Consider the following 26,468-nt stretch of genomic DNA (forward strand, 5'->3'; position numbering starts at 1 on the left):
TGGATCCAGGCCCGTCGCCGCTGCGGTAGCGTCGCGGGCGATGCGTATCTCCGGAGTGCGAATCGGCCCCGAGTACGCCCGCGCTCTCGTCCAGATCGTCGACGGCGCGGGCTTCGACGGCACCGCGGCCAGGCTCGCGCAGGCGATCGAAATGCGGGTGACGACCGAAGCGCCCCTCACGACGGACGATCACGAAGCGATCCTCGCGTCGCTCGAGGGCCAGTGCCCGGCCGGGCTCTATCGGCTTCGCCGCGAGCTCGAGAACGAGCGGCGTCTCCGGCGAGGGCCCGCCGGCGGCGCCGGCTGACCGTCCGTTCGTCCGAGCGACCCGGACCAACGGGCACGCGGGACTACACAAAGGGCCCGGGCGCCGTCCAGAGACGCGCCTACCGTTCAGGGTGTGTCCGAGGAGAGAACGTTCGCCGTCACGCTCGTCAGGGTCGGCCCCGGCCTGCCGTACTTCGAGGTGGGCGCCTACAGGTACACGGCCGAGTGGCTTCCCGTCATCGGCGACATCATCACCGTCACGAAGGCGACCGTCCCCGAGGGCGAATCGCCCGAGCAGATTCTCGCGTACGTGACGCAGGTGAATCCCGCCTCGGAGACCCCGATTCGGGTGACGCACGCCAAGGGCGTCAGCGTCAGATCGCCCGACGACTACATCGTCGCCGCGTAGCTACGCGCCTGGTGCCGCGGCCGCCCTGAGCGGCTTCGCGAAGACGTCGAGCGCCTTGCGGGTCTTCGTCTCCTGGTCGCCGGAGAGGTCGATCCCCCGGCCCGCGAGGAAGGCGCGAGCCTCGGCGGCGACCTGGAACGCCTCCGACGGCGCGCACTTCGTCGAGAGCTCGAGGATCCGAGAGCCGTCCGGGTAGAGCCACGCCTCCCCGACCAGGCGGCGACCGAGCTCCTTCGGCTGCAGGCGCACCTTGAGGACGAAGATCGGACCGAGAATCGCCAGATCGTCGAGCGCGAGCCCCTCGGGCGCGTGCGACGCGAAGAACGCCCGCTGCTCCTTCGAGAAGAGCCGCCGAAGCGGCGCGCCGCCCAGCACGGTCGAGCGCACGTCGGTCTTCGCTGGTGCTCCCTTCATCGACGCCGAGCAGACGAAGCCCCCCGGCATCGCGTCGACCTCGACGCCGAAGCTCGCCGACTTCCGCAGCGCCGCCGGGAGCTCGTGCGGGACGACCGGTCGCAGCTTCACCACGGAGTCGTCGCCCTTCGCCTGGACCCGCCGCGCGCGCACGACGACGCCGTGGTTGCTCAGCGTCAGCTCGGGCGTGTCGAAGAAGAACACCTGGCGGATCTGCGCCTGGAGCGGATCGATCCCGAGTGCGGAGACCGTCGAGGCCTGATGCGACTCCGGGACGGTGAGCTTCAGCTCGACGCTGTCGGCGCCCGTCATGAGGCCCAGGAGCTCCGTGATCTGAGCGTCCGACAGCACCTTCCTCGTCGTCGCCCCGGCCGTCATTACCGCATCGTACGGCTCCGAGTCGTTTGCGCGACGCCCCGGTGGAATACTCGTGCCATGCGCGAGGCGCTTGCGATCTCCGCCGTGGTCGGCCTGCTGACCGTCCTCGTCTGGATCGCACTCCTGCTGTGGGCGGCGCGCGAGGATGGCCGCGACCAGGAGCGGCGCGACCGCGATTTCCCGCGGCCGTAGCTAGCCGGCGAGGAGCGAGAGCGCCGCCGACTCGATCTCGTCCTCCGAGAGGAGCACGAGCCGGGCGGCGTCGCCGAGCGGCACGAACGAGTCCTTGCTCGCGACGCGCGCGAGCCGCCCCGCGTAGCCGGCGTCCAGGAGCTCGGCCACGATTCCCTCCCCTACGCCCCCGGTCCGGCGCGTCTCGTCGACGACGAGCGTGCGGCCGGTGGCGGTCGCCTCGCGAAGCACTTCCTCGAGCGGCAGCGGCGCCAGCCAGCGCAGGTCGACGACGTTGACCCCGATGCCACGCTCGCGCAAGCGCAAGGCGACGCGGAGCGACATCCGCAGCCCGTTCGCCCAGGTGACGATCGTCAGGTCGTCACCCCCGCGATGCGTGTACGCGGCGCCGACCGGCACGTGCTCCAGGTCGAGGGTGCCGAGCCACAGCTCGTCGCCGTCCTCGTGGAGGTCGCGGGTGTGATACAGGGCGATCGGCTCGAGAAACACGCAGACGCTGCCGTCGACCTTCGCGGCCGCGACGCACGTCCTCAGCATTGCGGCCGCGTCCTGAGGCCGTGCGGGCGAGGCGATCACGAGGCCCGGGATGTCCCGCAGGACTCCGAGCGCGTTGTCGTTGTGGAAGTGACCCCCGAAGCCCTTCTGGTAGCCGTAGCCCTGGATGCGGACGACCATTCCGTTCCGATACGCGCCCTGGGAGAAGAACTGCAGCGTGGCCGCCTCGCCGCGGAGCTGGTCCTCGGCGTTGTGCAGATAGGCGAGGTACTGGATTTCCGGGATCGGGACGAGACCTGAGATCCCCGCCCCGAGCGCGAGGCCGAGGATCGATGTCTCGTCGAGCAGCGTGTCGAAGACCCGTTCCTCGCCGAAGCGCCCTTGCAGCCCTCGCGTCACTCCGTAGACGCCGCCCTTGAGGCCCACATCCTCGCCGAAGACGAGCGTCTCCGGGTGGGCGGCGAGCAACTCCGCGAGCGCCGCGTCGATCGCCTGGGCCAGCGTCAGGGGTGCGGCTTCAGCCGTGCCGCTGCACCTCGCGACGAGCGACGCGACGGCCGACGGCGTGCGCGGCGCGAGCGGCCGCATGACGTCCTCGGCGGTCGCGATCTGCGCGCGCTCCATCGCCTGCTCCGCCCGCTCGCGAATGCGTGTGCGGGTCGCGAGGTAGTCGTGGGCGAGCTCCGACCCGGTCGCGGAGCCACCCTCGACCAGCCACCGGGCCGTTGCGAGCAGCGGGTCGCGCTCGAACTCGGCGCGAATCTCCGGGCCTGCCCGGTACGCGGTCTCCAGGTCGGCTCCGGCATGGCTCAGGTACCGGACCGTGCGGAGGTGCAGCACGGCGGGGTGCCGGTGCTCTCGCACCCACCCGGCAAGCTCCCCCGCGACGGCGAGGACGGCGGCCGGGTCGTCGCCGTCGACCCGCTCGACCGCGAGCTCGGGACGCCCGTGGAGCGACTGCTCGACCCACCCCTCGGGCGTGGGCACGCTGATCCCGAGGCCGTTGTCCTCGCACACGAAGAGGAGCGGCAGCGGCTCTCCGCGGTACGCGAGATGCGCGGCGGTGTTGAGGGCCGACTGTGCCGTCGCGTGGTTCAGCGAGGCGTCGCCGAACGAGCACACGACGACCGAGTCGAGCGGCCACTCGCACGCGACCCCGAGCGTCTTCGAGCGCGCGATCGCAAACGCGATCCCGACCGCGCGCGGGAGGTGCGACGCGATGGTGGACGTCTGCGGGATCACGGAGAGGTCGTGGTGCCCGAACACCTTGTGCCGACCGCCGGCTATCGGCTCGTCGACGGCTGCCGCCATACCGAGAAGGACGTCCCAGGCTCCGTCGCGGCCGGCCTGGCCCGCGCGGGCGAGGTAGAAGGCGCCGGAGCGGTAGTGGAGGAGCGCCGGGTCGGTTGGCCGTAACGCCAGCGCGACGAGCGCGTTCGACTCGTGTCCCGCCGATCCGATCGTGTAGAAGCCGAGCCGTCGCGACTGCAACCAGCGCGCGGCGTGGTCGATCGCCCGGCTCTCGACCTGCGCCCGCCACGCGGCGGACGCCTCGGACGGCGCCCGGGGGCCCGCCTCACCGCGCTCGAGCGAGCGGACCCGGTCGACGAGGTGCTGCTCCAGCGGGTCGAGATCGTCGCTCATGTGGCGTTCGACGCTATCGGTCACCCGAAAGGTGAACCACCGGATGGGGGATGCGGAGCGGGTCGACCAGCGCCGATCCTGAGCCCAGACCGGTCGAGATCGGGTCGTCGCGCGGGCCGCAGCGCCGGCGACCCGACCGGTCCCCCATGCGAGGGACGTGGTCGAGAGGCCACGTCCCTCGTCATCTCATCCCCGCAGGTAGGCGTCGTCGCCGCGGATCCAGTCCTCCCGGCGCGGTGCGAAGACGTCGAGCACCACGGCGTTCTCGAGCACCTCGACCCGGTGCGGCACGCCGCCCGCGATCAGCACGCTCTCCCCGGGCCCGACCTCACGCTCCTCGCCTCCAACCGTGAAGCGCAGCCTGCCCGAGAGGACGGTCGCGATCTGCTCGTTCGCGTGCTCGTGCTCGGGCACGACGGCCCCCGCCGCGAGAGTGATCTGCGCGAGCGTCAGCGCCTCGCCGTTCAGCATCCGGCGGCCGATGCCGTCGCTCAGCCGCTCGATCGGCTCGTCGTCCCAGCGGAGGACGTCCACCACTCGAGTCTATGCCAGGCTCCGCCCGTCTCGTAAGCTCGGCCGGGACACGACGTCGAGGAGGCGAGATGGCGTACGCGGTGGCGGACGTCGAGGACATCCCGTACACGTGGGGCACGTTCAAGTTCGTGCGACAGCGTCTCGGCGCAACGGCGTTCGGGTTCGCGCAGATCGACTTTCCGCCGGGAAAGGTCGGCTCGGAGCACGACGAGACCGAGTCGGGCCAGGAAGAGGTCTACCTCACCCTCTCGGGCGGCGGCACGCTCGACGTGGACGGCGAGCAGGTCGAGATGCGGCCGGGACGGTACGTGCTCGTGCCGCCGGAGTCGAAGCGCCGGCCGACAGCGGGCCCCGAGGGCATGTCGTTCCTCGTCGTCGGCGGCGTCCCGGGCGGCGTCTACGTGCCGTGGGAGCTCCCCGAGGAGTGATTGTCCGCATCGTCCTCTGGCGGCTCGACGAGCGCAGCCCTCCGCTCGAGACGCTCCGCGACGCGCTCGAGGGCCTCGAGCCTCTCGATGCGCCGAGCATGCTGCTCGTCAACGAGGCGGCGGAGCGGATCGGGGCGCTCGTCGTGTCGGAGGAGGACGAGGGCGCTCCCCGCCAGCTGGACGAGCTGCGCGCGCTCGTCGGACGCGAGCCCGATCTCTACGAGGAGTTCGACGCGCTGACGTGAGCGGCGTGGAGTTGCTCAGCGGCGCACGAGGTTCCGCACGAAGAAGCCGAGGTTCGCCGGCCGCTCGGCGAGCCTGCGCATGAGGTACGGGTACCACTCGGGCCCGTACGGCGTCGCTACGAGCACCTTGTAGCCTCGGTCGACGAAGTCGAGCTGGAGCCTGGGCCGCACCCCGTAGAGCATCTGGAGCTCGAAGCGGTCGCGCGGAATCCCCTGGCGCTCTGCGAACGCGAGGCAGCGGCCGATCAACGCCTCGTCGTGCGTCGCGATCGCCGCGTACGCGCCGCCGCGCAACGCCGTCTCGACAAGGCGTCCGTAGGCGGCGTCGACATCGGCCTTCGCCGTGTACGCGATCTCGGGCGGCTCGAGGTAGGCGCCCTTCACGAAGCGGAGGTTCGGCTCGAGCGGAAGCAGCGCCTCGAGGTCGCTCGCCGTCCGGAAGAGGTACGACTGCAGCACGGTGCCGACGCGGTCGTGCCCCGCCTCGCGCAGCCGCCGGTAGATCCGCAGCGTGGCGTCGACGACGCTCGACTGCTCCATGTCGATTCGCACGAAGCTCTGCAGTCGCTCCGCGACCTTCACGACGCGCTCGACGTTCGCGTACGCGAGCTCCTCGTCGAGCTCGAGGCCGAGATGCGTGAGCTTGAGCGCGACGTTGACGGGCAGCTGCTCCGCGTGGAGCCGCTCGAGGATCCTCGCGTACTCGTCTGCGACCGCCTTCGCCTCGTCGCGGTCCGAGATGCTCTCGCCGAGCAACGTCGTGTTCGCATGCAGTCCCTGTTCGGCGAGGCGACGCAGGACCACGACGCAGTCGTCGAGCGTCTCCCCCGCGACGAAGCGCCCTGCGCCGAGCCGCATCCCGTGGCGGCCCATGAACCGCCTGACGTGCCGGTCGTCGGCCGCGCGAAGGATCCCCGCCCGAAGCACGGCGTTCGAGCGGCCCGCAAGGCTCACGCCGCGTGTGCTCCGACCTCGCGACCGAGCCAGTCCTCGAGTGCAACGATCTCCGCGGCGTCGAGGTCGCGGAGCGGCGGCCGAACATCCGGTCGGATCGGCACGCCCTTCCAGCCGATCACGCGCTTCAGCGCGGCGTGGCGCGGAAAGGACTCCATCTGCCCGCGCAGCTCGGCGAGGCGCGCGGCGCCGGCCTCCGTCGGGTCCCGGACGACTGCGGCGACCTCCTCGGGAAACGCGGACGCGAGCGCCGACACTGCGCCGACGGCCCCCGCCTCGCGGCCACGATGGATCAGCGCCTCTGGCCCGACGAAGATGTCGAATCCCTCGAGCAGGTACCGCTCGAAGGCGTCCCACGGCGAGTCCGAGACCTTCATCCCGGTCACGTTGTCCGCCTCCTCGCGGAGGCGCAGGAGCATCGCGGGGTCGAACGCATAGCCGGCGGTCGCCGCGAACTCGTAGACGTAGAAGGGGAGCGGCGCGCACGCGGACGCAGCGGCGAGCAGATGCGCACGCTGCGCCTTCGGGTCGAGCTTGAAGTACGGCGGTCCGATCACGGCGACGGCGTCGGCGCCCGCCTCGGCCGCATGGGACGCGAGCGCGACGGTGTCCGCCGTCGTCTGCGCGCCGCAATGGGCCGCGACGAGCGCCCGACCGGCGACCGCCTGGAGCCAGAGCTCGAGCCCGCGGCGCCGCTCGTCGAGCGAGAGCAGGACCGCCTCGCCGTTCGTCCCGAACGCGAGCACGCCGTCGAGGCCCGCGCGGACGAGGAAGTCCGCATACGGGCCGAATGCCGGCTCGTCGAGCCTCGCGCCGCGGTCGGCCAGAGGCGTTGCGGCGGCGGCGATCGTCCCGTGTAGTCGGGTCGGCATCGCCGAAACCTTAGGCTGTCGCCCGTGGGCGCGCTCCGCATCGAGCGAGACGGAGACGTCCTCCGTGTCACGCTGGCGCGGCCGGAGACCAGGAACGCGTTCGACGCCTCGCTGATCACCGAGCTCGCGGAGGCGTTCGTCGACGTGGGAACGTCCCGGGCGGTGGTCCTCGCCGGCGACGGGCCGAGCTTCTGCGCGGGCGCGGACGTGGAGTGGATGCGCGCGTCGGCCGGCCTCGGCGTCGAGGAGAACGTCGCGGACGCGAACGCGCTCCGGCGCATGTTCGAGGCGATCGACGGCTGTCCGGCACCCGTCGTCGCCGTCGTGCAGGGCCACGCGCTCGGCGGCGGCATCGGCCTCGTGGCATGCAGCGACGTGGTCCTCGCGGAGCCGCGGGCGGTGTTCGCGTTCTCGGAGGTGAAGCTCGGGATCGTCCCGGCGGTGATCTCACCCTTCGCGCTCCGGAAGATCGGAGAGAGCGCCGCACGGCGTTACTTCGTCACCGGCGAGCGGTTCGACTCGGCCACCGCGCTGCGGATCGGCCTCGTCCACGAGGTGTCGGACGACCTCGAGGTCGCGCTCGAGCGCGTGCTCGGCGAGCTGCGGACGGCCGGGCCCCGGGCCGCCCGGCATGCAAAGCGCCTCGTGCTCGAGCGCCCGGACGGCGCCGAGACGGCGCGCCGAATCGCCGAACGTCGGACGAGCGAGGAGGGACAGGAAGGGCTGCGTGCGTTCCTCGAGCGCAGACGCCCCGCCTGGGCGCCCGACGGGCACAACCGTTGACGGCCCTCCTCGCGGTCACCTCGGCGCTGCTCGTCGGCGGCGCCGACTTCGTCGGCGGCTTCCTCTCGAGGACGGTGGACGCGGTCCGCGTCGCGGCCGCCGCGCAGCTGGTCGGCCTCGCGTTCGCCGTGCCGACCGCGCTGTTCGTCGCGTCCGAGCGCGTCACGACGACAGATGCCTGCTGGGCCGTCGGAAGCGGCGTCGCCGTCGCGCTCGGCCTCGTGTGCTTCTACACGGCGATGACCCGCGGGCTGATCAGCGTCGTCGCTCCCGTGACGGCCGTGACGGGAGCTCTCGTCCCCCTGCTCTATGCACTCGGCGGCGGGGAACGGCCCGGAGAGGCGGCCGTGGCCGGGATCGCGCTGGCGATCGTCGCCATCGGCCTCGTGTCGCTCGGGCCCATGGGCCCGGCCGAAGCCGCGGCGAGCCGGGACGCGCTGCCGCTCGCGATCGCGGCGGGCGTCCTGTTCGGCCTCTTCTACGTGTGCTTCGCGCGCGTGCACGAGGACGCAGGGCTCTGGCCCGTCGCGATCTCGCGCCTCACCTCCGCAACCGTGCTGGTCGCGCTCGCGATCGTCCTGACTGGAGGGCTCTCGGTCGGGCGGGCGGCCGCCCCGTGGGTCGTCGCGATCGGAGCGCTCGAGGTCGCGGCAGCGGTCACGCTGCTTCTCGCCCTCCAGCGAGGCCCGATCTCGGTCGCGTCCGTGCTCGCCTCGCTCTACCCCGTGACGACGACGTTCCTCGCGGCGCTCGTCCTGCGCGAGCGGCTCCGCGGCCTGCAGCTCGCCGGTGTCGCGCTCGCCCTCGTCGCCGTGGCGCTGATCTCGTCGTGACGGGCCGTCAGGCGCGGCGTTCGTCGAGGTACTTCTTGAGTCCGAGGAACGGGAGCACGAATGCGGCCACCAGCGCCGCCAGCCAGACGATCACCGCAGCGGCGATCCACGTCCCCACCCCGTCGATCTCCAACCCGTCGGAGAGGAGGTCGGTGAGGAGCAGCGAGACGAGCGTCGCGATGAGCGCCGTGGCGCCGATGGCGCCGTTGCCCAGCCTCCGCAGCTGCACCGCGAGGAACGGCTGCAGGACGGCGAAGACGATCGTGAAGATCACGACGGCCACGACGAAGGAGGCGAAGTTGAGGTGGACGCCGTCGAGCACGATCGCCGCCACGATCAGCCCGATCGCGTTCGCAGCAACGGCGACGAGCGTGCGGACGAGGAGCCGGATCATCCGGCGCGACCCTACAGGATCAGGACGGCGGCATCACGTGACGACGAGCGTCGGGCTCGCACGACTGGTGTCCGGGTCGAACAGGCGCAACTGCGTCCCCTTGTCGGCCCGGATCGTGCGCGTGAAGTAGCCGCGCGCGGACGTCGTGCCGGGGACGCCGACCGGCGACCAACGGCCGCCGACGCGCCGCTGCAGGACGTACGCGCGCGTACCCGTGCCGGGCCGTACCTGTCCCCAGACCGTGGTCGCGATGCCCTTGCGCACGACCTGCGCGAGCGGCAACGCGAATGACGCCATCGAGGGCTTCACGCGCCCGGCCACTGTCTCGAGCCCGCTCTGCCAGGCCCCGAGCTTCGGCTCGTCCCGCACGAGATACTGGATCAGCAGGTCCACGCCGGCAGTCTCGTATGCGCGTCGTTGCGCCTCTGCCACCGACCGCGCCTGCCGCGCCCAGCTCACGCCGAGGATGCGGTCGGGCGGATTCGTCTGGTAGCCGAGCTCCGTCAGCCAGATCCGCGTGCGCCTCCCGAACGCCGACCGCGTCTCGCGAACGAGGCGGTCGAGCGTCGCCATCGTGATCGTCTCGCAGTAGGAGCAGCCGCCGGTGAACGGCGTCTCGCCCGGTGAGAGCGGGTGTGGATGGTGCGCGTAGGCGTCGAGCCTCGCGCCCGCACGGCCCATCCCGCGGATGAAGTCCACGGGCGACATGCCGCCGCGCCCACCGCGCGGCGCTGTCGCGCCGCCTGCGACGATCGCACGGGGGATGACCTCCTTGATCGCCGCCGCGGCGGGGTTGAGCAGCTTGACGACGTACGTCGTCGGTGAGGGAGGAAGGAGCCAGCGGCGCTGGTTCGGCTCGTTCCAGACGATCCAGCGGCGAACCCAGGGGAAGCGCTCGGCGGCGGCGCCGGCGAAGGACGCGAATGACGCCGCCGAGCGTGGAGGGACGTTGGCGCCTCGGCCCCCGTTCGCCCATGCGGGTGTACCCCAGATCGCGACCACCGGCTCGATGTCGGAGCCGCGGAGCGCGTCGAGCAGTGTTCCGTCCCGGCTCCAGTCGTACGTGCCCTGGGTCGCCTCGATCTCCCGCCAGTCGAGCGTCACGCGCACGACCTGGGTACCGAGCTCCTGGAGGTCCGAGACCCGCTCCTCGAGCGTGCCCGGCCCGAACTCGAGCCACGCGTCGTCGGTGACCCCGACGCGCAGCGCCGGCGCGGCAGAGGCGGCGACGGCGAGAATCAGCCCGCTCGCGAGCACGGCACACGTGACGGCGGCGAGACGGGCCACGGAGCGACCCTACCCTCCTCCGGGCGGCGCGAAGACCGTCTTCAGAGCATCCTTACGAGCGGCTACGGGCGATCGTCGGCCACCGACCAGACGAGCTGCGAGGCGAGCCAGTTGACGAGCCAGATCACGATTGTCGCTCCGACGTACGTCCAGAACCCGTCGATCGAGAAGTCGGGAACGACCCACTCGGTGAAGAGCAGCATCACGACGTTGACGAAGAAGTAGGCAATCCCGAACGTCAGCAGGATCAGCGGCAGCGCGATGAACGTCACGAGGGGCTTCAGAAAGACGTTCGCGAGGCCGAGCACGGCGCCGGCGAAGATCAGCGGGCCCCAGCGGTCGATCGTGAAGCCGTCGAGCGCCCAGTCCGCGACGATCAGCGCCAGGACGTTGATCCCCCACTGGACGAGCGCGACGACGACCCACGGCATGCGGGGCAGCCTACAAGTGATCGAGGCATCGTTCCCGGCAACGCGACGCGGCAGTTGCGGCCGCGACAGCGGACGCCTTCTGGGCAGTTTCCAGTGCCCCGCCCCGCCAGGGCGGGCAGCCGCAAGGCGGGAATCCGCTCGGCGGATTCCCGCCTTGCGGACAATTCAGAACAACTTCTGGAGCTTCAGGGCGGCGCCCATGTCGCCCTGGATCTTGAGCTTGCCCGTCATGTAGGCGGTCGTGGCGTTCGCCTCGCCCTTCGCGATCTTGACGAGCGTGTCCTCGCTGGCCGAGATCGTGCAGTCGGCCTCGCCGGCGCCTTCCGTCACGCTCACGGCGCCGTCCTCGACCGCGACGGTCCACTGGCCCGCGCCGTCGACGTCGAACACGTACGTGTTGTTCATCCCGGCGGTCTTCGCGGGGTCGACCCGCTCCGGCAGGGTCGTGAAGAACTCCTGTGCGGTCATGCGCGTCTCCTCGTTGACTGACCGTTCAATCGGGCAGGTTAGACGATCGCCGGCGCGGCGGGCTCGGCGTGCGGCGCACCGACGGTGTGCGGACGCGGGAGGAAGATGGAGAAGACGCACCCGATCGCCGGCGCGGCAGCGGCGAGGTAGAGGGCCGTCTCGAGGTCGATGATGTCGGCGACGACGCCGAGCAGGACGGCCGCGATCCCGCCGAGGCCCATCGCCAGGCCGATGGAGAGGCCGCTCGCCATGCCGACGTGGCGGGGGAGATAGAGCTGGCTCAGCACCATCGTCACGCCGAAGGTGCCGACGCAGGAGAGACCGACGAGCATCAGGGCGAAGGTTCCCACTGCGCCGCCGACTGCGACGAAGACGACGATGAGGAAGGGAAGGGCGGCCTGCGTCACGACCAGCGTGCGGCGGAGACCGATACGGTCGGCGACGGGCCCGAGCACGAGCGTGCCGATCGCGCCCGAGACGAGCATGAGCGAGAGCTCGCGACCGCCCTCGCCCTCGGTTCCGCCGTTCGCCACGACCCAGAGCGGCACGAACGTCAGGAGACCGAACCAGGCGACGCTCCGGAACGCGATCACGATCGTGAGGAGCGTCATCGCCCGCACGTCGTCCCGTCCGTCCGCAGCGCGCTGGGCGCCTGCGGCCGCCGGAGCTACCCCACGGAGCGCCGAGAGCGAGCGCAGAAGCACCGTGGCCATCACGAGCACGGGGATCATCGCGAGCGTCCCGCCGCCGAGCCCGAGCCAGAGCACGAGGGGCGTCACGACGATCGGCCCGAGCGCATAGCCGGTGTTGCCGCCGATGTTGAAGTACGACATCCCGCTCGCCCGCTTCCTACCGCTCGCGAACGCGGCGAACTTGGCGCCCTCGGGGTGGTAGGCGGCGATGCCGATCCCGGCCACGAAGACGAGCCCGGCAACGAGCGGGTACGTCGGCGCGGAGGCAGCGAGCCCGGTGGCGAGGCCGGCGAGGGCGACGCCGCCTGGGAGCAGCCACATCGCGCCGCGCCGGTCCGACCAGAGGCCGAAGAACGGCTGCACGAGCGAGGACGACACGAGCACCGCCAGCATCAGCACCGCGGTCGCCGTGTAGCTGAGGTCGAACTTCAGGGTGAAGAACGGAAGCAATGCGGGCACCGAGCCGGATGCGAAGTCGACGGCCATGTGCCCACCCGAGAGCGTCGCCATCGCCCTCCGGTCGAGCTCGTCGCGCATGAGGCGAGGCTACTCGCCGACCGGCGGCTCGCGTCGCAGCACCGCTCGACGCGCCGGCGTCTACGATCCGCGCCGCATGGACCTCGACCTGACGCACGAGCAGGAGCTGATCCGCGACACCGTGCGCGCGTTCGCGCGCGAGCGCGTCGGACCCGTCGCCGAGGAGCTCGACCGCGAGAGCCGGTTTCCGGTGGAGCTCGTGCGCGAGATGGCCGAGCTCGGGTTGATGGGAATCCCGATCCCCGAGCGCTACTCCGGCGCGGGCGGGGACACGGTCTCGTACGCGATCGCGATCGAGGAGCTGACCCGCATCGACTCGTCGGTCGCGATCACCGTCGCCGCGCACACATCGCTCGGCACGATGCCGATCTTCCTCTTCGGGAGCGACGAGCAGAAGGACCGCTGGCTCCCCGCCCTGGCCTCCGGGCGCAGGCTCGCGGCGTTCGGCCTCACCGAGCCCGACGCCGGGTCGGACGCGGGCGCGACCCGCACCACGGCCGGGCTGCGCGACGGGACGTGGATCGTGAACGGCTCGAAGATGTTCATCACCAACGCCGGCACCGAGCTCACGTGGGGCGTGACGATCACTGCACGCACCGGCGAGGACGAGATCTCGAACCTCGTCGTCGAGAACGGGACGCCCGGATACGCGATCTCGGAGCCGCTGCACAAGCTCGGCTGGAAGGCGTCCGACACCCGTGAGCTGACGTTCGTCGACTGCGCGGTCCCGGAGGACAACCTGCTCGGTCCGCGCGGCAGGGGCTTCACCCAGTTCCTCGAGATCCTCGATGGAGGCCGCATCTCGGTCGCGGCCATGGGTGTCGGGCTCGCCCAGGGCGCGTATGACCTCGCCTACGCGTACGCGCAGGAGCGCCGCCAGTTCGGCAAGCCGATCGCAAAGTTCCAGGCGGTTGCGTTCCAACTCGCGGACATGGCGGTCGAGATCGAGGCCGGCCGCCAGCTCGTCTACAAGGCCGCGTGGCTCAAGGACCAGGGACGCCCGTTCGCGCTCGAGGCGGCGATGGCGAAGCTCTACACCGGCGAGCTGTCGAATCGGGTGGTCAACGCGGCGCTCCAGATCCACGGCGGCTACGGGTTCATGGACGAGTTCCCCATCTCGCGCCTGTACCGCGACCAGAAGATCCTCGAGATCGGCGAAGGGACGAACGAAGTCCAGCGGATGGTGATTGCGAAGCATCTGGGGCTCTGAGGCGTTCGTGGCCCGGCTTCAGCCAGGCCCCGCATTGCGTTCCTCACGCAACGGCGATCCGCTCGACCACTTGGCTGTCGCGCAACGCCGTCGTGCACCCACCGACGGCGTACAGCCACCGCCCGAGGACGAATGCCTCGAGCGCGTGCCTCGGCACCTCGGGCGCCGGACCGACGCGCCAGCGGCCCGTCCTTCGGTCGAAGACCTGGTACGTGGACTCCCACACCGCGTGGAGCGTGTCGCCGTCGGCCGCGAGCCCGAGCAGCTCCATCGGCTTGGGCATCGGCGGCCCGGCCCGCCACCGCCTGGTGTGCGGATCGTAGATCCAGACCTCGCGCAGCACACGCTCACCACGCCGGCCGCCGACGACCCACAGCTCCCCGCCGAACGCCGCGGCGCCGAACGCGTGCACGCGACGCGGCAGTGGCGTCCCGCGGCTCCAGCGGTTCTCTCCGGGCTCGTAGACGAAGACGTCGCGCCACTCGCGCCCGCGGTCGTAGCCGCCGAGCGCATAGAGATGTCCGTCGAGCGCCACGAGGCGATGGTTGAAGCGAGGTGCCGGCAGCGGCGCGAGCCGCCGCCAGGCGCCGGCCCGCGGGTCGAGCGCCACGACCGTGGCGACGTTCCCGGCGGGCGTCGTGCCACCGGCGACGACGACCCGCCCGCCGAGCGCCGCCGCGGCGGCCGCCCGGGTCGGCGTGGGGAGTGGCGCGAGCGTCCTCCAGGCGTCGCGGCGCGGGTCGTAGCGCGAGACCGTCGCGAGCGGTCTCCCGGTCTCCCCCACCATCCCGCCGGCCGCGTAGATGCGGCCGCCCAGCTCGGCCGCAGCGAGATAGCTCCTGCGCTGCGAGAGCGACGCCGCCCGCTCCCAGCGCGCCTCGACCGGTGCGGCGCCCGAAGCCGCCAGCGACCCTGCCGCGGCGCCACAGACGAGCGCGGAGAGCGCGACCGCGAGGACTCTCACGTCGCGACGACGTCGCGCAGGCGCCGCCGTTCGGACTTGCGCTCGCGCATCCTGGCCGGGTCGGGCACCGGGACGGCCGCGAGCAGAGCCTTGGTGTAGTCCTCCTTCGGCCGCTCGTAGACCTCGTTTGCCGGGCCCGTCTCCACGATGTGCCCCCGGTGCATCACGGCGATCCGGTCGCTCACCGAGCGGACGACGGCGAGGTCGTGCGCGATGAAGAGATACGCGAGGTTGAACTCGCGCTGCAGGTCCTTGAGCAGGTTGATGATCTGCGCCTGGATCGAGACGTCGAGCGCCGAGACCGGCTCGTCGCAGACGATCAGCCGCGGCGAGAGCGCGAGCGCGCGCGCGATGCCGATGCGCTGTCGCTGCCCGCCCGAGAACTCGTGCGGGTAGCGGTTGACGTACGTCGGGTCGAAGCCGACGACGTCGAGGAGCTCGCGCACGCGCACCTGGCGGTCGCGGCGCGAGCCGACCTTGTGCACGACCAGGGGCTCGCTGACGATGTTGCCGACTGTCATCCGCGGGTCGAGGGACGAGTACGGATCCTGGAAGACGATCTGTGCGTCGCGCCGGACGCGGCGCAGCTCCTCCCCCTCGAGCTCCGTCAGCTCCTGCCCGTCGAACCTGACCGAGCCGCTCGTCGGGCGGAGCAGCTGGAGGACGCAGAACCCGGTCGTCGACTTGCCGGAGCCCGACTCCCCGACGAGCCCCAGCGTCTTGCCAGCTTCGATGTCGAAGCTGACCCCGGCGACCGCCTCGACGTAGTCGACCGTCCGCTCGACGATCAGGCCTCGTTTGACCGGGAACCGCTTGACGAGATCGCGGACCTCGAGGAGCGCAGTCATGCCGGGGCCGCCTCCTTCCGCCGTGCGCGCTCGGTCGTCGGGTGCTCGGAGCGGACCATGTGACCCGGGCGGAGCTCGCGGAGCGCGGGCATGTGCGTGGCGCACCCGTCGAACTCGTTCGCATACGGGCACCGCGCGGCGAAGCGGCAGCCCTCCGGCGGGTCGAGCAGGTCGGGGGGCCGGCCTGGGATAGCCGTCAGGCGGCCGGTGCGCGCGGTGTCGTCCTCGAGCTGCGGGAGCGCGCCGAGCAGGGCCTCGGTGTACGGATGCTCCGGCCGGGCGAAGAGCTCGGTGACCGGAGCCTGCTCGACGATCTGGCCCGCGTACATCACGACGACCTCGTCGGCGACCTCGGCGATCACGCCCATGTCGTGTGTGATCACGATCATCGCCATGTCGTGCTGGGTGCGGAGCTCGTCCAGGAGATCGAGCACCTGCGCCTGCACCGTGACGTCGAGCGCCGTCGTCGGCTCGTCGGCGATCAGGAGGTCGGGCTCGCAGGAAACGGCCATCGCGATCATCACGCGTTGGCGCATGCCGCCCGAGAGGCGGTGCGGGTAGTCGTCGAGCCGCGTCTCGGGATTCGGGAGCCCAACCTCGTCGAGGAGCTCGATCGCGCGCCGGCGCGCCTCGCGCTTCGGGAGGTGAAGATGACGCCGGATCGTCTCGAGCAGCTGCGTCCCGATCGTCAACGTCGGGTTGAGCGACGTCATCGGGTCCTGGAAGATCATCGCGATCCGCTTGCCGCGGACGTCCTCGAGCTCGCGCTCGGAGAGCGTCGTCAGGTCACGGCCGTCGAACACGACCTCGCCGCCGACGATCCGCGCCGGCGGCTGCGGGATGAGCCCGATGATCGAGAGCGCTGTGACGGACTTGCCCGAGCCCGATTCGCCGACGAGGCCGAGCGTCCGGCCGCGGTCGACGGAGAAGCTGACGCCGTCGACCGCGCGGACCACGCCCTCGCGGGTGAAGAAATGGGTCGCCAGATCGCGCACCTCGAGAAGGGGCGTCGCGCTCATGTCTCCCTCGTCCTCGGGTCGAGGGCGTCGCGGAGCCCGTCGGCGATGAAGTTCGCGCAGAGGATCAGCCACGCGATCGCGATGGAGGGAACGATGATGATGTGCGGCGCCACGCGGTACGCGCGGTAGCCGTCCTGCGCCATCGATCCCCACGACGCGTCGGGGGGGCTGATTCCGAGCCCGATGAACGAGAGGAACGCCTCGCCGAGGATGACCCCCGGGAGCTCGAGGAAGACCGCGATCACCAGGACGCCGAGCGTGTTCGGCAGGAGGTGACGGGCGAGGATGCGCAGCCAGCGCGCGCCGACGGCGTGCGCGGCGCGAACGTAGTCGTTCTCCTTCAGCGTGATGATCTGCCCCCGGACGATCCGCGCCGTCGTGAACCAGGAGGCGATCGAGAGCGCGATGACCATCGTCCAGAAGCTGCCGCCGCCGAAGATCGCGAGGATGATGATCGCGAAGGGCAGGTACGGGAGCCCGTAGAGGGCATCGAGGAAGCGCATCAGGGCGTTGTCGACGAAGCCGCCCAGGAACCCGGCGATCGCGCCGTAGGTGACGCCGATCGCGAGGATCACGAGCGTCGCCGCGAAGCCGATCCCGATCGAGACCCGCCCGCCGAGCGCCGTCCGCGTGAAGAGGTCGCGCCCGAACTGGTCGGTGCCGAGCGGGTGGGCGAGGCTCGGGCTGTCGTTGGCCTGCGAGAAGTCGACCTGGTTCGGGTCGTACGGGGAGACGATCGGCCAGATCACGCAGTACGCGAGGAGAGCCAGGAAGGCGATCCCGGCGATGACCGCGGCTCGGTTTCGGAGGTAGCGGTACCAGGCGTCGCGCCAGAGGCTCGAGCTGCGGATCGGAGCGCCCGCGTCGCCCGACGCCGTCGGAGTCGGCGGCGGCGGCGTCGGGAGCCGTAGGTAGCGCCGCTCCTTGAGCCGGCGCAGGCCGGGGAACTGCGTGCGCTCGCCCGAGGACGTGCTCGACATCAGCGCGCCTCGCGCGTTCTCGGATCGAGGATCCCGTACAGGATGTCGACCACCATGTTCGCGACGATCACGATCATCGCCAGCAGGACGGTGAGCCCCATCACCACCGAGTAGTCGCGGCCGGTGACGGCGGTGACGTAGTACCGCCCGATGCCCGGGATCGCGAAGATCTGCTCGATCACGAACGAGCCGGTGATCAGGAAGCCGAGGATCGGCCCGGCTGCGGTGACCACCGGGATCAGCGAGTTGCGCAGGGTGTGCACCACGACGACCCGGCGGCGCCGCAGCCCCTTCGCGCGGGCCGTGCGGATGTAGTCCTGCTGCAGGGTCTCGAGCACGGAGCCGCGCGTGAGACGCGCGAAGTACGCCATCGGGCCGAGACCGAGCGCGATCGTCGGCAGGATCTTGCTCTGCCACGTGGTCCAGCCGCTCGTCGGGATGTCGAAGATGTCGCCCCAGCGAACGGCGAAGAAGTAGATGAGGAGGGTCGCGATGAGGAAGCTCGGCACGGCGAAGCCGACGTTCGCGACGAACATCGCCGTGTAGTCGGGCCACTTGTTGGCGCGGAGTGCGGCGAGCAGCCCGAGCGGGATGCCGAACACGAGCGCGAACAGCATGGCGAGCGCGCCGAGCTCGAGCGAGGGCGGGAAGTGCTCGCGCACGATGTCGTTCACGTCGCGGTTGCGGAGGACGAGCGACGGGCCGAGATCGAACGTCGCAACGCCCTTGACGTAGCGCACGTACTGCTTCCACCAGGGGTCGTCGAGCCCGAATTTCGCCTCGAGATTCGCCTGGATCGACGCGGGAATCGCCCGTTCGGAGGTGCGGAACGGGTTCCCCTCGATCTGCCGCATGAGCAGGAAGGTCATGAGGATGACGAGCAGGATCACGGGGATCGTCCAGAGCACCCGGCGCACGATCAGCCTCGTCATCTGCGTCTCCTCGTCCGCGGACTAGGGGCGGCGGCCGAATGGGCCGCCGCCCCGGTTCGTCCTATGAAGGCTCGACCTCGACGACCTTCGTGTAATCGGTCTGACTCAGGAGGTTGACGTTGAGCGAGGCCTTGATCGACGGCCGCTCGAGCTGCACGTACGTGTACCAGTAGATCGGCGCGATCGGAACCGCCCCGTTCTCACCGAGCAGCTTGTCCTCGAGCTCGCCGTAGATCTTGTATCGGGCGTCGTTGTCGGGCGTCTGACGCGCCTTGGCGACGAGCGCGTCGTACTGCGGGTCGCAGTAGTTCGAGTTGTTGTTGCCCGACTTGCAGGTCCAGAGCTCGAGGAAGTTCATCGCGTCGACGTAGTCCCCGATCCAGCCGAGCCGATACGCGTCGACCGACGGGTCGGGCGGCGGGCCGAGGGACTCGAGGAACTGCGCCCACTCCTGCTGCCGGATCGTCGTGTTGATCCCGAGCTCCTTCCACATCGACTGGATCGCGACCGCGATCTCACGGTGGCCCGGAGAGTCGTTGATCACCAGATTGACGTTCTTGTTCGGGTTGGCGACCTTGGCCATCAGCTCCTTCGCCTTGTCCAGATCGCCGTTCTCCGGCGTCCATGGCGAGCTCGGGTTGAGCTCGTCGAAGCCCGGCATGCCCTTCGGCGTGAACCCGGTCGGCGGCAGCTGGTCTGCCTGGGCGATGTTGTCGATGATCGTCCGGCGGTCGATCGCGAGCGACATCGCCCGGCGCTGGTTCACGTCCGGGATCGCCTTCACGTTGAGGCCGTAGTAGTACGTCCCGAGCCCCGGGTACTGGCTGTACGAGTCGGTGCCCTTCAGCCGCGACAGCTCCTCGGGCGGTAGCCCGGCGGTCATGTCGAGCTCGCCGGCCTCGAAGGCCTGCACGGCCGTGGTGCCCTCCGAGATCATCCTGCCGTTGATCCGCTTCAGCTTGACCTCGTCGGCGTTCCGCCAGGCGTCCCACTTCTTGAGGTCGAGCTCGGCGTTGTGCCGCCACGTCGCGAGCTCGAACGGCCCGTTCGTGACGATGTTGCCCGGCTCCGTCCACTTGTTCCCGAACTTCTCGACCGTCGCCCGGTTCACCGCGAGGAAGGACGTGTGTGCCACCTGCTGGACGAACCAGGGCTGCGGCGACGTCAGCTCGACGCGCAGCGTGTGGTCGTCCGTCGCCTTGATGCCGACCTTGTCCCGCATCGCGGCGCAGCCCGACTTGCAGCTGTTGTAGTCCTCGGCGCCGACGATGCCGAAGAACTGGTAGGCGTAGTCGGCAGCGAGGTCGGGCGAGATCGTCCGCTTCCACGACCACTCGTAGTCCTTTGCGGTCACGGGGTCGCCGTTCGTCCACTTGCCGTCGTTGCGGAGATGGAAGGTCACGGTCTTGCCGCCGTTCGTGACGTCCCACGACTCCGCAAGGTTCGGAACCGGCTCGAGGTTGTCACCGAGCTTGACGAGCGGATCCATGATGTTGAGCAGCACATCCGACGAGGTGGTGTCGGTCGCAAGACCCGGATCGAGCGATGGGGGCTCTGTCCCCCAGTTGATGGTGATCACCTGGTCGATCACGCCGCCGCCGTCACCGCCGGCCCCGTTACCCCCACCACATCCGGCGGCGAGCGCAGCGAAGGTCGCGACGAACACGGCGGCCAGCAGCGCACGCACGGTTATCCTCATCGGGTTCTCTCCTTTTCGTCGAGCCGTCCCCGGGGTGATGACGGACGGCCGGTAGTGCCTGATTCCCCGTATGGACCGTTCGAAAACGACTCCGCGACACCCCTTACGGAACGCTCACCTTCCGCGGGCGCTCTCGTCGGGCATCGGAGTCGTGATCGCGACCCTCGTGATGGCCTCTTCGGCCGCGGGCCACGTCACCGTGGCGCCTCCGTACCTCGACGCCGACCGACAGGCACGGGTCGAGTTCGAGACCCCCAACGAAAGACCCCCGCATGCCACCGTCTCCCTCGTGATCGACGCGCCGCCGGGCTTCGTCTTCGCAGCTGCCGATCCACCGACCGGTTGGCGGCTACAGCTCGAGCGCTCGGGGACGCGCGCTCGGTGGACCGGCGGCAAGATAACCGGGCAGAAGATCGTGGCCTTCCCGCTTCTCGTGACGGCCGGCAGTCGCGCCGGGCTGGTGAGCTTTCGCGCGAAGCAGCTCTACGACGACATCGAGACCGTCCAGTGGAACGCGGAGTTGACGATCCTTCCGGCGACCGGCACCGAGGCGCCGTCGCAGCATTTCGACCGCGCGCTCGCGGCAGGCGCCGTCGGCCTCGTCGTGATCGCCGCCAGCTTCCTCGCGCTGCGCCTCGTGCGTCGCCGCCCACTTCAAGAGAGATAGCGGAAGCCGTTGCTACCGTCCGGCGGCGGTGCTCTTCGCGCAGATCCTGAACGACGACCTCGGGTGCGCCTCGTACGTCGTCGGCTGCGAGGAGGCCCACGAGGCGGTAGTCGTCGACCCGCCCCTCGAGATCGAGACGGCGCTCGCGCAGGCCGACCGCCTCGACGTCCGCATCGTGCGCACGCTCGAGACGCACACGCATGCCGACCACGTCTCGGGTCACGGCCGACTCGCGCTCGAGCACGGTGTTCCGGTGAGCATCCATCCCGCCGCGGGAGCCGAGTACCCGAGTGACGCGCTCGCGGACGGCGACGAGGTCTCGGTCGGGACGGTCACGCTCCGCTGCATCCATACGCCCGGCCATCGGCCCGAGCACTGCTGCTTCGCCGTGATCGACACGACACGCGCCGAGGAGCCGTGGCTCGTGCTCACGGGTGACTCGCTCTTCGTCGGCGACGCAGCGCGACCCGACCTCGCCGTCGGGGCGGTGGAGGGCGCCGAGGGGCTCTTCCACTCGCTGCGACGTCTGCTCGAGCTTCCCGACGGGGTCGAGGTGTTCCCCGGCCACGTCGCAGGGTCGCTCTGCGGCAGGGCGATGAGCTCGCGCGGCTCCACGACGATCGGGTTCGAGCGCCGCTTCAACCCGATGGCGTCGATCCAGGAGCTCGACGCCTTCGTCGCCGAGTCCGCCGACGTCGGAGCGCCGAAGCCTCCCAACCTCGCCCGCATCGTCGAGCTCAACCGCGGCCCCTTCCGGCCCGCCCCACCCGCGCCGCAGGAGCTTCCGCTCCCGGCACCCGGATCGCAGCTGCTGGACGTCCGTCCGGTGGAGGAGCACCTCTCCGGGCACCTGCCCGGCGCGGTGAGCGTTCCCGTGTCGGGGACGAGCTTCTCGACCAAGGCCGGCTTCGTCCTCGACGCCGACGCGCCGGTCACGGTGCTGGCGGCGACCGCTGCGGAGGCCGCTCGCGCGGTCGCGGGGCTGCGGTCGGTGGCGTTCGCGGACATCCCCGGCTACGTCCTCGGGGGCGGCCCTGAGACGACCGAGTCGGTGGCGATGGACGAGCTCGAAGCGCTCATCGAGGCGGGAGCGACCGTGATCGACGTCCGCGAGCACGACGAGCGCGACGAGGGTTACATCCCCGGCAGTCGGAGCGTGCCCTACCGCTTGATGCGCTCGTGCTGTCCCGACCTGCCCGACGGCCGTCCAATCGTCACGATCTGCAACTCCGGGCCGCGTGCCGCAGTCGCGGCGAGCATCCTCCGGGCGAAGGGCCTCGACGCGCGGCCCGTCCTCGACGGCGGTATGAACGACTGGCTCGCGCGCGGCGCGACCGCGGTCACGTTCCGCCGCTGCGGCTCGGGCTGACCGCGTCGAGCTCGCGCAGGCGCGCGGTTGCGCCGAGCCGCTCGAGCAGCTCCCGGGCGCGACCGAGCGCATCCCCGTCCCCTCCCCGCGCGGCGAGCACGAGGGCCTCCGCCTCGAACTGCGGCGCGCCGATCTCGCGAAGGATCGCGGCCGCCTCCTCGAAGCGGCCGGCGTCGATCTCGAGCGCCGCCTCGAGAAATCGCGGCCCCGGACGCTCGTCCAGCGAGGCGAGCGATCCGGATCGCCCACCACCCACGGATTCGCACGCAAGAGCGAGATAGACCATCCAGTACCCGGGCATCACGCCGCGAGGGTTGGCTCGGCGCCGCACCAGGAAGTCGTCCACCAGCGCCCTCGCCTCGTCGGTGTGCCCCGTGCGCGCGAGGGTCCAGGCCGCCGTCGCGAGGCTCGGGTAGACCGACTGGTCGTCACCGCGGGAGTACCCGAGCTCGACCCCACGGCGAACGGTGGCGACGGCGTCGGCGGCGGCCCCGGAACGCACGAAGCCGAGCTCGGCGAGGACGAACCGGAAGAAGGGCTCGTAGTACAGCCCGCCGACCTTCCGGGCGCGCTCCAGCTCCGCGGTCGCGATCGCCTCCGCCTCGTCCCACTGCCCCGTGAAGAAGGTCGCCTCGCAAAGGTTGCCCGACGCGAAGCCACCCGTTCCACCGGCGGTCCCGGCGCGCACGTTGTGGGCGAGCCCCTCTCGCGCGACCGCCATGGATCCCGCGAGATCGCCGAAGTCCAGCAGGATGCTCGAGAGGTTGACGTAGGCCCGGCTCACCTCCGTCGGGTCGTATTCGAGCGTCAGCCGGCGGGCTTCCTCCAGGTCCTCTCGCACGTTCTCGTAGTCGCCGGCGTTTGCGCGAGACGTCGCCTTCGTGATGAGCGCGGATGCCCGAGCACCCCCGGCTCCGACCGACGTCGCGATCTCGATCGCACGGTCGGCGAGCTCGATCGATCGTTCCTGGCGGCCGGCCAGCATCTCGAGCCGTGCAACCTGCGCGAGCACGTGCGCATGGTCGTGCGACGGTGGCTCTCCCTCGATGAGCTCGACGCCGCGTGCGGCCCACTCCGCTGCGCCGAGACCGTCACCCTGCTGCCAGAGCGAGTGCGCGATGTCGACGGCGACGGCCGCCGCTCCGGCCTTCGACCCGTCGGCGCGGAAGAGGTCGAACGCACGCAGGAGCTCTTCGCGGCCGCTCTGCTCGGTGAAGACGAGCGCCTTGCCGAGCACACGCAGCGCCTTGGCGTCGAGACCATCCGTCGACCAGGTGGCTGCGGCACGCAGCGCGCGAACGCATCCGAGCGGGGCGCCGACGGCGAACGCGCGGAGCCCTGCCTCGCGCAACGCGGCCGACGCGGCCGGCTGGAGCTCGCCGGAGTCGAGCCCCGCGCTACGCGACAGCTCGATGGCCTGGACGTAGTGATGGGCGAGCAGCTCGGAGCGATCCTCGCGGCGATCCGCCGGAAGCGACTCGATCCAGCGCGCGACCCGGACGTGGCGCTCCACCCGGTCGCGGCGAGGAAGCTGCGCGTAGACCGCGTCACGGACGAGGCCGTGGACGAACGCATGCTGCGTGGCGCCGGACACGGCCGACTGCCGCTCGCGGCGGAGGAACTCCTTGCGTCCGAGCGCTCGCAGGAGCTCTCCGACCTCCTCGTGGCCATCGCGCCCCGACACCGCCCGCAGGCCGTCCGACCACACGACGGAGCCCATCACGGCCGCGTCGCGCAACAGCTCCTTTTCCGCCGGCGGGAGGAGGTCGACACGGGCCGCCACGATGCCGAGCACCGAATCGGGGAGCCCGGAGCTCGCACCGCCGGATGCCTGCATCCGCACGAACTCCTCCGCGTACAGGGGATTGCCCGCCGCGCGCTCGACCACGGAGGCGCGTAGCTCTTCGTCTGCCGGGTCGCGGCCGAGCAGCGACTCGACGAGCCGCTCCGTCTCGGTCGGCGTGAGCGGCCCGAGCGAGACGGTGAGGGCGTTCCGCTTGCCTCCACCCCAGTCGGGCCGACGCTCGAGCAGCTCCGGACGAGCGCAGCAGACGACGAGCAGAGGAACGTCCTCGACCAGCTCCACCAGGCCGTCGACGAACTCGAGCATGCCGTCGTCGGCCCACTGGAGATCGTCGAACACGATCACGAGCGGCCGCCGGTCGGCAAGCCGCTCGAGGAACGCGCGCCAGCCCGCGAAGAGCTGCGCTCGGCGATCGGCGAGCGCGACGTCCTGGGGCGTGAGCCCCACGAGAGGACGCAGGCTCGCGGCGATCCACTGCACCTCCTCGGCGGGCACGATCTCGTCCACCATCCGGTCGACCTTCGCTCCGGCGACGTCCGCCGCGTCGTTCTCGTGGATGCCCGCCTGCGCCTTGACCACCTCCCCGAGCGCCCAGAAGCTCACCCCGTCGCCGTAGGGAAGGCAGCGGCCGTAGCGCCACGTGATGATCTCCTCGTCGTCGGCCACGGCCTGGCCGAGCTCGGCGACGAGCCTGCTCTTGCCGATCCCGGGCACGCCGACCAGCGTCACCAGCTGGGGCGCGCGCTCCACGCGGACGCGCGCGAAGGCACCGAGCAGGAGCGCGCGCTCGTGTTCACGACCGATCAGCGGCGACGACGGCTCGGCGGCCGCCTGGCCGACCCGCCCGACCGCCTCGACGGCCTCCCACACCTCGATCGGGTCGGCCTTGCCCTTGGCCGTGACCGGCTCGTGCCGCCGGTACACGATCAGCCGCTCGGTCGCGCGATGCGTTGCGGTGCCGACGAGGATCCCGTCCACGGGGGCAGCGGCCTGGATGCGCGCCGCCGTGTTCATCACGTCTCCGGCGACCATCGACTCGCCGGCCGCCGCGCTGACATCGAGCGCCACGAGCGCCTCGCCCGTCGCGACTCCCACCCGCACGTGGAGGTCGAGCGCGTCGTCCCGCTCGTCGAGCGCCCCGATCGCGTCGCGAACGGCGAGCGCGGCCCGAACCGCGCGCTCGGGATCGTCCTCGTGCGCGGTCGGCGCGCCGAACACCGCGACGACCGCGTCGCCGATGAACTTCTCGACCGTGCCGCCGTAGCGCTCGAGCTCGCGCCGGAGCGTCTCGTGGTACCGGCGGAGCAGGGCGCGGACGTCCTCGGGGTCGAGCTGCTCGGCGCGCGCGGTGGAGCCGACGAGGTCGACGAACACCGCCGTGACGACCTTGCGCTCCTCCCGCCCCCGCTGCTCGGGCGAGAGCGGGGCTCCGCAGCCGTTGCAGAACCGGGCGTCGTCCGGGTTCTCCCGGGCGCAGCGCGCGCACGCGATCACGGTGTCACCGAAGCCGTCGCACGGTGTAGCCGGCCTCGGCGAGTGCGCGGATCAGCGTCTGCGCATGCTCTTCGCCCCGCGTCTCGAGCGTCAGCTCAGCCTCGGTCTCGAGCACGCCGATGTTGCGTCCCTCCCGGTGGTGCTGGATCGAGAGGATGTTTGCGCGCTGCTCGGCGATCAGCCCGACGATGCGGGCGAGCTCGCCGGGCCGATCCGGGATCAGCAGCGCGACGACGAGGTACCGGCCCGAGGCCGTCATCCCGTAGCGGATCACCGAGCTCATCGTGGTCGCGTCGATGTTCCCGCCCGCCAGGATCGCGCAGACCGGCCCGGCACCACCCGCGCGCCCGGCGAGGATGGCCGCGACGGGCGCGGCGCCCGCGCCCTCGACGACGAGCTTCGACCGCTCGAGCAGGAGCACGATCGCCTGAGAGATCTCCTCGTCGTCAGCGACCACGACGTCGTCGAGCAGATCGGAGAGGATTGCCCGCGTCACCGCCGCGGGATGCTTCACGGCGATCCCGTCCGCGATCGTCGCGCCGGAAGGCTCCCTCCCCGCGAACGGAGCGCAGGCGGCCGACTGGACGCCCACGACCCTCACCTCCGGCCGGAGCGCGTCGAGCGCGATCGCGACCCCGGATGCCAGGCCTCCCCCGCCGACGGGCACGACGACCGTCAGCTCTCCCGAGGGCAGCTGTCCGGCGAGCTCCAGCCCGAGCGTCCCCTGGCCGGCGATCACGCGCTGGTCGTCGAACGCGTGGACGAAGGTCGCGCCCGTCTCCTGCTCGCGCGCACGCGCGAGCGCGACCGTGTCGTCGAACCCCTCCCCCGCCAGCTCGACCGTCGCGCCGTAGCCGCGCGCCGCCTCGACCTTCGCCATCGGCGCGGCCTCGGGCACGACGATCGTGGCGCCGATGCCGGCCTCCCGGGCGGCCCAGGCAACCGCCTGCCCGTGGTTGCCGGCGCTCGCGGTGACGACCCCTCGGTCGCGCTCGTCCGCGGACAGCTGAGCGATGGTGTTGTAGGCGCCGCGGATCTTGAACGCCCCCGTTCGCTGGAGGTTCTCCGCCTTGAGGAGCACGGGGCGCCCGGCGAGGCGGGAGAGCGTCTCGGACGGGTAGACGGGCGTGACGCGGGCGATCCCGTGGAGCCGTTCCTGCGCCGCACGCACCTCGGCGATCGTCGGCCGCTCGCTCATGCCCCCCCGTCGCCCGCGACCGCGCCG

General features: G+C 71.2%; 28 protein-coding genes. 10 read left to right on the forward strand and 18 right to left on the reverse strand.

Annotation, left to right across the window (positions count from 1 at the left end; genetic code table 11):
* Both VNM44_RS16830 and VNM44_RS16835 read left to right on the forward strand, forming a co-directional pair.
* Window positions 1–307: hypothetical protein (locus VNM44_RS16830; RefSeq protein ID WP_325627445.1), on the forward strand; the 307-nt coding region annotated here is incomplete at its 5' end.
* A gap of 93 nt (window positions 308–400) precedes the next feature.
* On the forward strand, window positions 401–676 hold the full coding sequence (locus tag VNM44_RS16835) for a hypothetical protein (RefSeq protein WP_325627447.1): 276 nt from the start codon (window positions 401–403) through the stop codon (window positions 674–676).
* Here the strand turns inward: VNM44_RS16835 and VNM44_RS16840 are convergent, their stop codons facing one another.
* The gene (locus tag VNM44_RS16840) at window positions 677–1,468 is read right to left on the reverse strand and encodes a hypothetical protein (protein WP_325627449.1); all 792 of its coding nucleotides are present in this window, start codon (window positions 1,466–1,468) and stop codon (window positions 677–679) included.
* A 57-nt stretch (window positions 1,469–1,525) separates the two neighbouring features.
* Here VNM44_RS16840 and VNM44_RS16845 point away from each other — a divergent pair, with 57 nt between their 5' ends.
* Window positions 1,526–1,660 (forward strand): hypothetical protein, encoded by a 135-nt coding sequence (locus tag VNM44_RS16845; protein ID WP_325627451.1) that lies wholly within the window; start codon window positions 1,526–1,528, stop codon window positions 1,658–1,660.
* On the opposite strand, the gene VNM44_RS16850 is transcribed toward VNM44_RS16845, so the two are convergent.
* Both VNM44_RS16850 and VNM44_RS16855 read right to left on the reverse strand, forming a co-directional pair.
* Window positions 1,661–3,799 (reverse strand): thiamine pyrophosphate-dependent enzyme, encoded by a 2,139-nt coding sequence (locus VNM44_RS16850; RefSeq protein WP_325627453.1) that lies wholly within the window; start codon window positions 3,797–3,799, stop codon window positions 1,661–1,663. It abuts the gene before it with no gap.
* 186 nt (window positions 3,800–3,985) lie between these two features.
* A complete protein-coding gene (locus VNM44_RS16855; RefSeq protein ID WP_325627455.1) occupies window positions 3,986–4,333 on the reverse strand; it encodes a cupin domain-containing protein in 348 nt (115 codons plus the stop codon).
* Window positions 4,334–4,401: 68 nt separating this feature from the next.
* On the opposite strand from VNM44_RS16855, the gene VNM44_RS16860 reads away from it, so the two are divergent.
* Complete coding sequence (locus tag VNM44_RS16860) at window positions 4,402–4,761, forward strand: cupin domain-containing protein (protein ID WP_325627459.1); 360 nt, start codon at window positions 4,402–4,404, stop codon at window positions 4,759–4,761.
* Window positions 4,758–5,006 carry a hypothetical protein gene (locus tag VNM44_RS16865; RefSeq protein ID WP_325627461.1) on the forward strand — a complete coding sequence of 83 codons (249 nt, stop codon included), beginning with the start codon at window positions 4,758–4,760 and terminating at the stop codon, window positions 5,004–5,006. Before VNM44_RS16860 ends, VNM44_RS16865 begins: the two co-directional genes overlap by 4 nt.
* A 15-nt stretch (window positions 5,007–5,021) precedes the next feature.
* On the opposite strand, the gene VNM44_RS16870 is transcribed toward VNM44_RS16865, so the two are convergent.
* Window positions 5,022–5,960, reverse strand: a complete 939-nt coding sequence (locus VNM44_RS16870; protein ID WP_325627463.1) for a proline dehydrogenase family protein — start codon at window positions 5,958–5,960, stop codon at window positions 5,022–5,024.
* Complete coding sequence (locus VNM44_RS16875; protein ID WP_325627465.1) at window positions 5,957–6,832, reverse strand: dihydrodipicolinate synthase family protein; 876 nt, start codon at window positions 6,830–6,832, stop codon at window positions 5,957–5,959. Before VNM44_RS16875 ends, VNM44_RS16870 begins: the two co-directional genes overlap by 4 nt.
* A 24-nt stretch (window positions 6,833–6,856) precedes the next feature.
* Between VNM44_RS16875 and VNM44_RS16880 the strand changes: the two genes are divergently transcribed.
* On the forward strand, window positions 6,857–7,615 hold the full coding sequence (locus tag VNM44_RS16880; RefSeq protein ID WP_325627467.1) for an enoyl-CoA hydratase-related protein: 759 nt from the start codon (window positions 6,857–6,859) through the stop codon (window positions 7,613–7,615).
* The gene (locus VNM44_RS16885; protein ID WP_325627469.1) at window positions 7,612–8,448 is read left to right on the forward strand and encodes a DMT family transporter; all 837 of its coding nucleotides are present in this window, start codon (window positions 7,612–7,614) and stop codon (window positions 8,446–8,448) included. The genes VNM44_RS16880 and VNM44_RS16885 overlap by 4 nt, the downstream gene beginning before the upstream one ends.
* 7 nt (window positions 8,449–8,455) lie before the next feature.
* Here the strand turns inward: VNM44_RS16885 and VNM44_RS16890 are convergent, their stop codons facing one another.
* From VNM44_RS16890 to VNM44_RS16910, 5 genes are all read right to left on the reverse strand, one after another.
* Entirely contained in the window at window positions 8,456–8,842 is a 387-nt protein-coding gene (locus VNM44_RS16890) for a phage holin family protein (protein ID WP_325627471.1), read from the reverse strand.
* Between the two features lie 33 nt (window positions 8,843–8,875).
* On the reverse strand, window positions 8,876–10,129 hold the full coding sequence (locus VNM44_RS16895; RefSeq protein WP_325627473.1) for a hypothetical protein: 1,254 nt from the start codon (window positions 10,127–10,129) through the stop codon (window positions 8,876–8,878).
* A 62-nt stretch (window positions 10,130–10,191) separates the two neighbouring features.
* The gene (locus tag VNM44_RS16900) at window positions 10,192–10,560 is read right to left on the reverse strand and encodes a phage holin family protein (RefSeq protein ID WP_325627475.1); all 369 of its coding nucleotides are present in this window, start codon (window positions 10,558–10,560) and stop codon (window positions 10,192–10,194) included.
* Between the two features lie 165 nt (window positions 10,561–10,725).
* The gene (locus VNM44_RS16905) at window positions 10,726–11,028 is read right to left on the reverse strand and encodes an SCP2 sterol-binding domain-containing protein (RefSeq protein WP_325627477.1); all 303 of its coding nucleotides are present in this window, start codon (window positions 11,026–11,028) and stop codon (window positions 10,726–10,728) included.
* A gap of 38 nt (window positions 11,029–11,066) precedes the next feature.
* Window positions 11,067–12,257 (reverse strand): MFS transporter, encoded by a 1,191-nt coding sequence (locus VNM44_RS16910; RefSeq protein ID WP_325627479.1) that lies wholly within the window; start codon window positions 12,255–12,257, stop codon window positions 11,067–11,069.
* A 76-nt stretch (window positions 12,258–12,333) separates the two neighbouring features.
* Here VNM44_RS16910 and VNM44_RS16915 point away from each other — a divergent pair, with 76 nt between their 5' ends.
* Window positions 12,334–13,467, forward strand: a complete 1,134-nt coding sequence (locus VNM44_RS16915) for an acyl-CoA dehydrogenase family protein (RefSeq protein ID WP_325627481.1) — start codon at window positions 12,334–12,336, stop codon at window positions 13,465–13,467.
* 43 nt (window positions 13,468–13,510) lie between these two features.
* Here VNM44_RS16915 and VNM44_RS16920 read toward each other — a convergent pair whose 3' ends face one another.
* From VNM44_RS16920 to VNM44_RS16945, 6 genes are all read right to left on the reverse strand, one after another.
* Complete coding sequence (locus VNM44_RS16920) at window positions 13,511–14,431, reverse strand: Kelch repeat-containing protein (RefSeq protein WP_325627483.1); 921 nt, start codon at window positions 14,429–14,431, stop codon at window positions 13,511–13,513.
* Window positions 14,428–15,279, reverse strand: coding sequence for an ABC transporter ATP-binding protein (locus tag VNM44_RS16925; protein WP_325627485.1), 852 nt, complete (start codon window positions 15,277–15,279; stop codon window positions 14,428–14,430). Before VNM44_RS16925 ends, VNM44_RS16920 begins: the two co-directional genes overlap by 4 nt.
* The gene (locus VNM44_RS16930) at window positions 15,276–16,298 is read right to left on the reverse strand and encodes an ABC transporter ATP-binding protein (protein WP_325627488.1); all 1,023 of its coding nucleotides are present in this window, start codon (window positions 16,296–16,298) and stop codon (window positions 15,276–15,278) included. The genes VNM44_RS16925 and VNM44_RS16930 overlap by 4 nt, the downstream gene beginning before the upstream one ends.
* On the reverse strand, window positions 16,295–17,278 hold the full coding sequence (locus tag VNM44_RS16935) for an ABC transporter permease (RefSeq protein ID WP_325627490.1): 984 nt from the start codon (window positions 17,276–17,278) through the stop codon (window positions 16,295–16,297). The genes VNM44_RS16930 and VNM44_RS16935 overlap by 4 nt, the downstream gene beginning before the upstream one ends.
* Window positions 17,278–18,210: an ABC transporter permease gene (locus VNM44_RS16940; protein WP_325627492.1), complete on the reverse strand. Its 933-nt coding sequence runs from the start codon at window positions 18,208–18,210 to the stop codon at window positions 17,278–17,280. Before VNM44_RS16940 ends, VNM44_RS16935 begins: the two co-directional genes overlap by 1 nt.
* 61 nt (window positions 18,211–18,271) lie before the next feature.
* Window positions 18,272–19,909, reverse strand: a complete 1,638-nt coding sequence (locus VNM44_RS16945; RefSeq protein ID WP_325627494.1) for a peptide ABC transporter substrate-binding protein — start codon at window positions 19,907–19,909, stop codon at window positions 18,272–18,274.
* Between the two features lie 151 nt (window positions 19,910–20,060).
* Between VNM44_RS16945 and VNM44_RS16950 the strand changes: the two genes are divergently transcribed.
* On the forward strand, window positions 20,061–20,576 hold the full coding sequence (locus VNM44_RS16950) for a DUF1775 domain-containing protein (protein WP_325627496.1): 516 nt from the start codon (window positions 20,061–20,063) through the stop codon (window positions 20,574–20,576).
* A gap of 28 nt (window positions 20,577–20,604) precedes the next feature.
* Window positions 20,605–21,945: an MBL fold metallo-hydrolase gene (locus VNM44_RS16955; RefSeq protein ID WP_325627501.1), complete on the forward strand. Its 1,341-nt coding sequence runs from the start codon at window positions 20,605–20,607 to the stop codon at window positions 21,943–21,945.
* Here VNM44_RS16955 and VNM44_RS16960 read toward each other — a convergent pair.
* Both VNM44_RS16960 and ilvA read right to left on the reverse strand, forming a co-directional pair.
* Window positions 21,917–25,243, reverse strand: a complete 3,327-nt coding sequence (locus VNM44_RS16960) for an ATP-binding protein (protein ID WP_325627502.1) — start codon at window positions 25,241–25,243, stop codon at window positions 21,917–21,919. The genes VNM44_RS16955 and VNM44_RS16960 overlap by 29 nt on opposite strands.
* 4 nt (window positions 25,244–25,247) lie before the next feature.
* The gene (ilvA, locus tag VNM44_RS16965) at window positions 25,248–26,441 is read right to left on the reverse strand and encodes a threonine ammonia-lyase (protein WP_349258063.1); all 1,194 of its coding nucleotides are present in this window, start codon (window positions 26,439–26,441) and stop codon (window positions 25,248–25,250) included.
* Between the last annotated feature and the right edge of the window lie 27 nt (window positions 26,442–26,468).

It is taken from the genome of Gaiella sp. (assembly GCF_035558935.1).
In the GTDB taxonomy this organism is placed as follows: Bacteria; Actinomycetota; Thermoleophilia; order Gaiellales; family Gaiellaceae; genus Gaiella.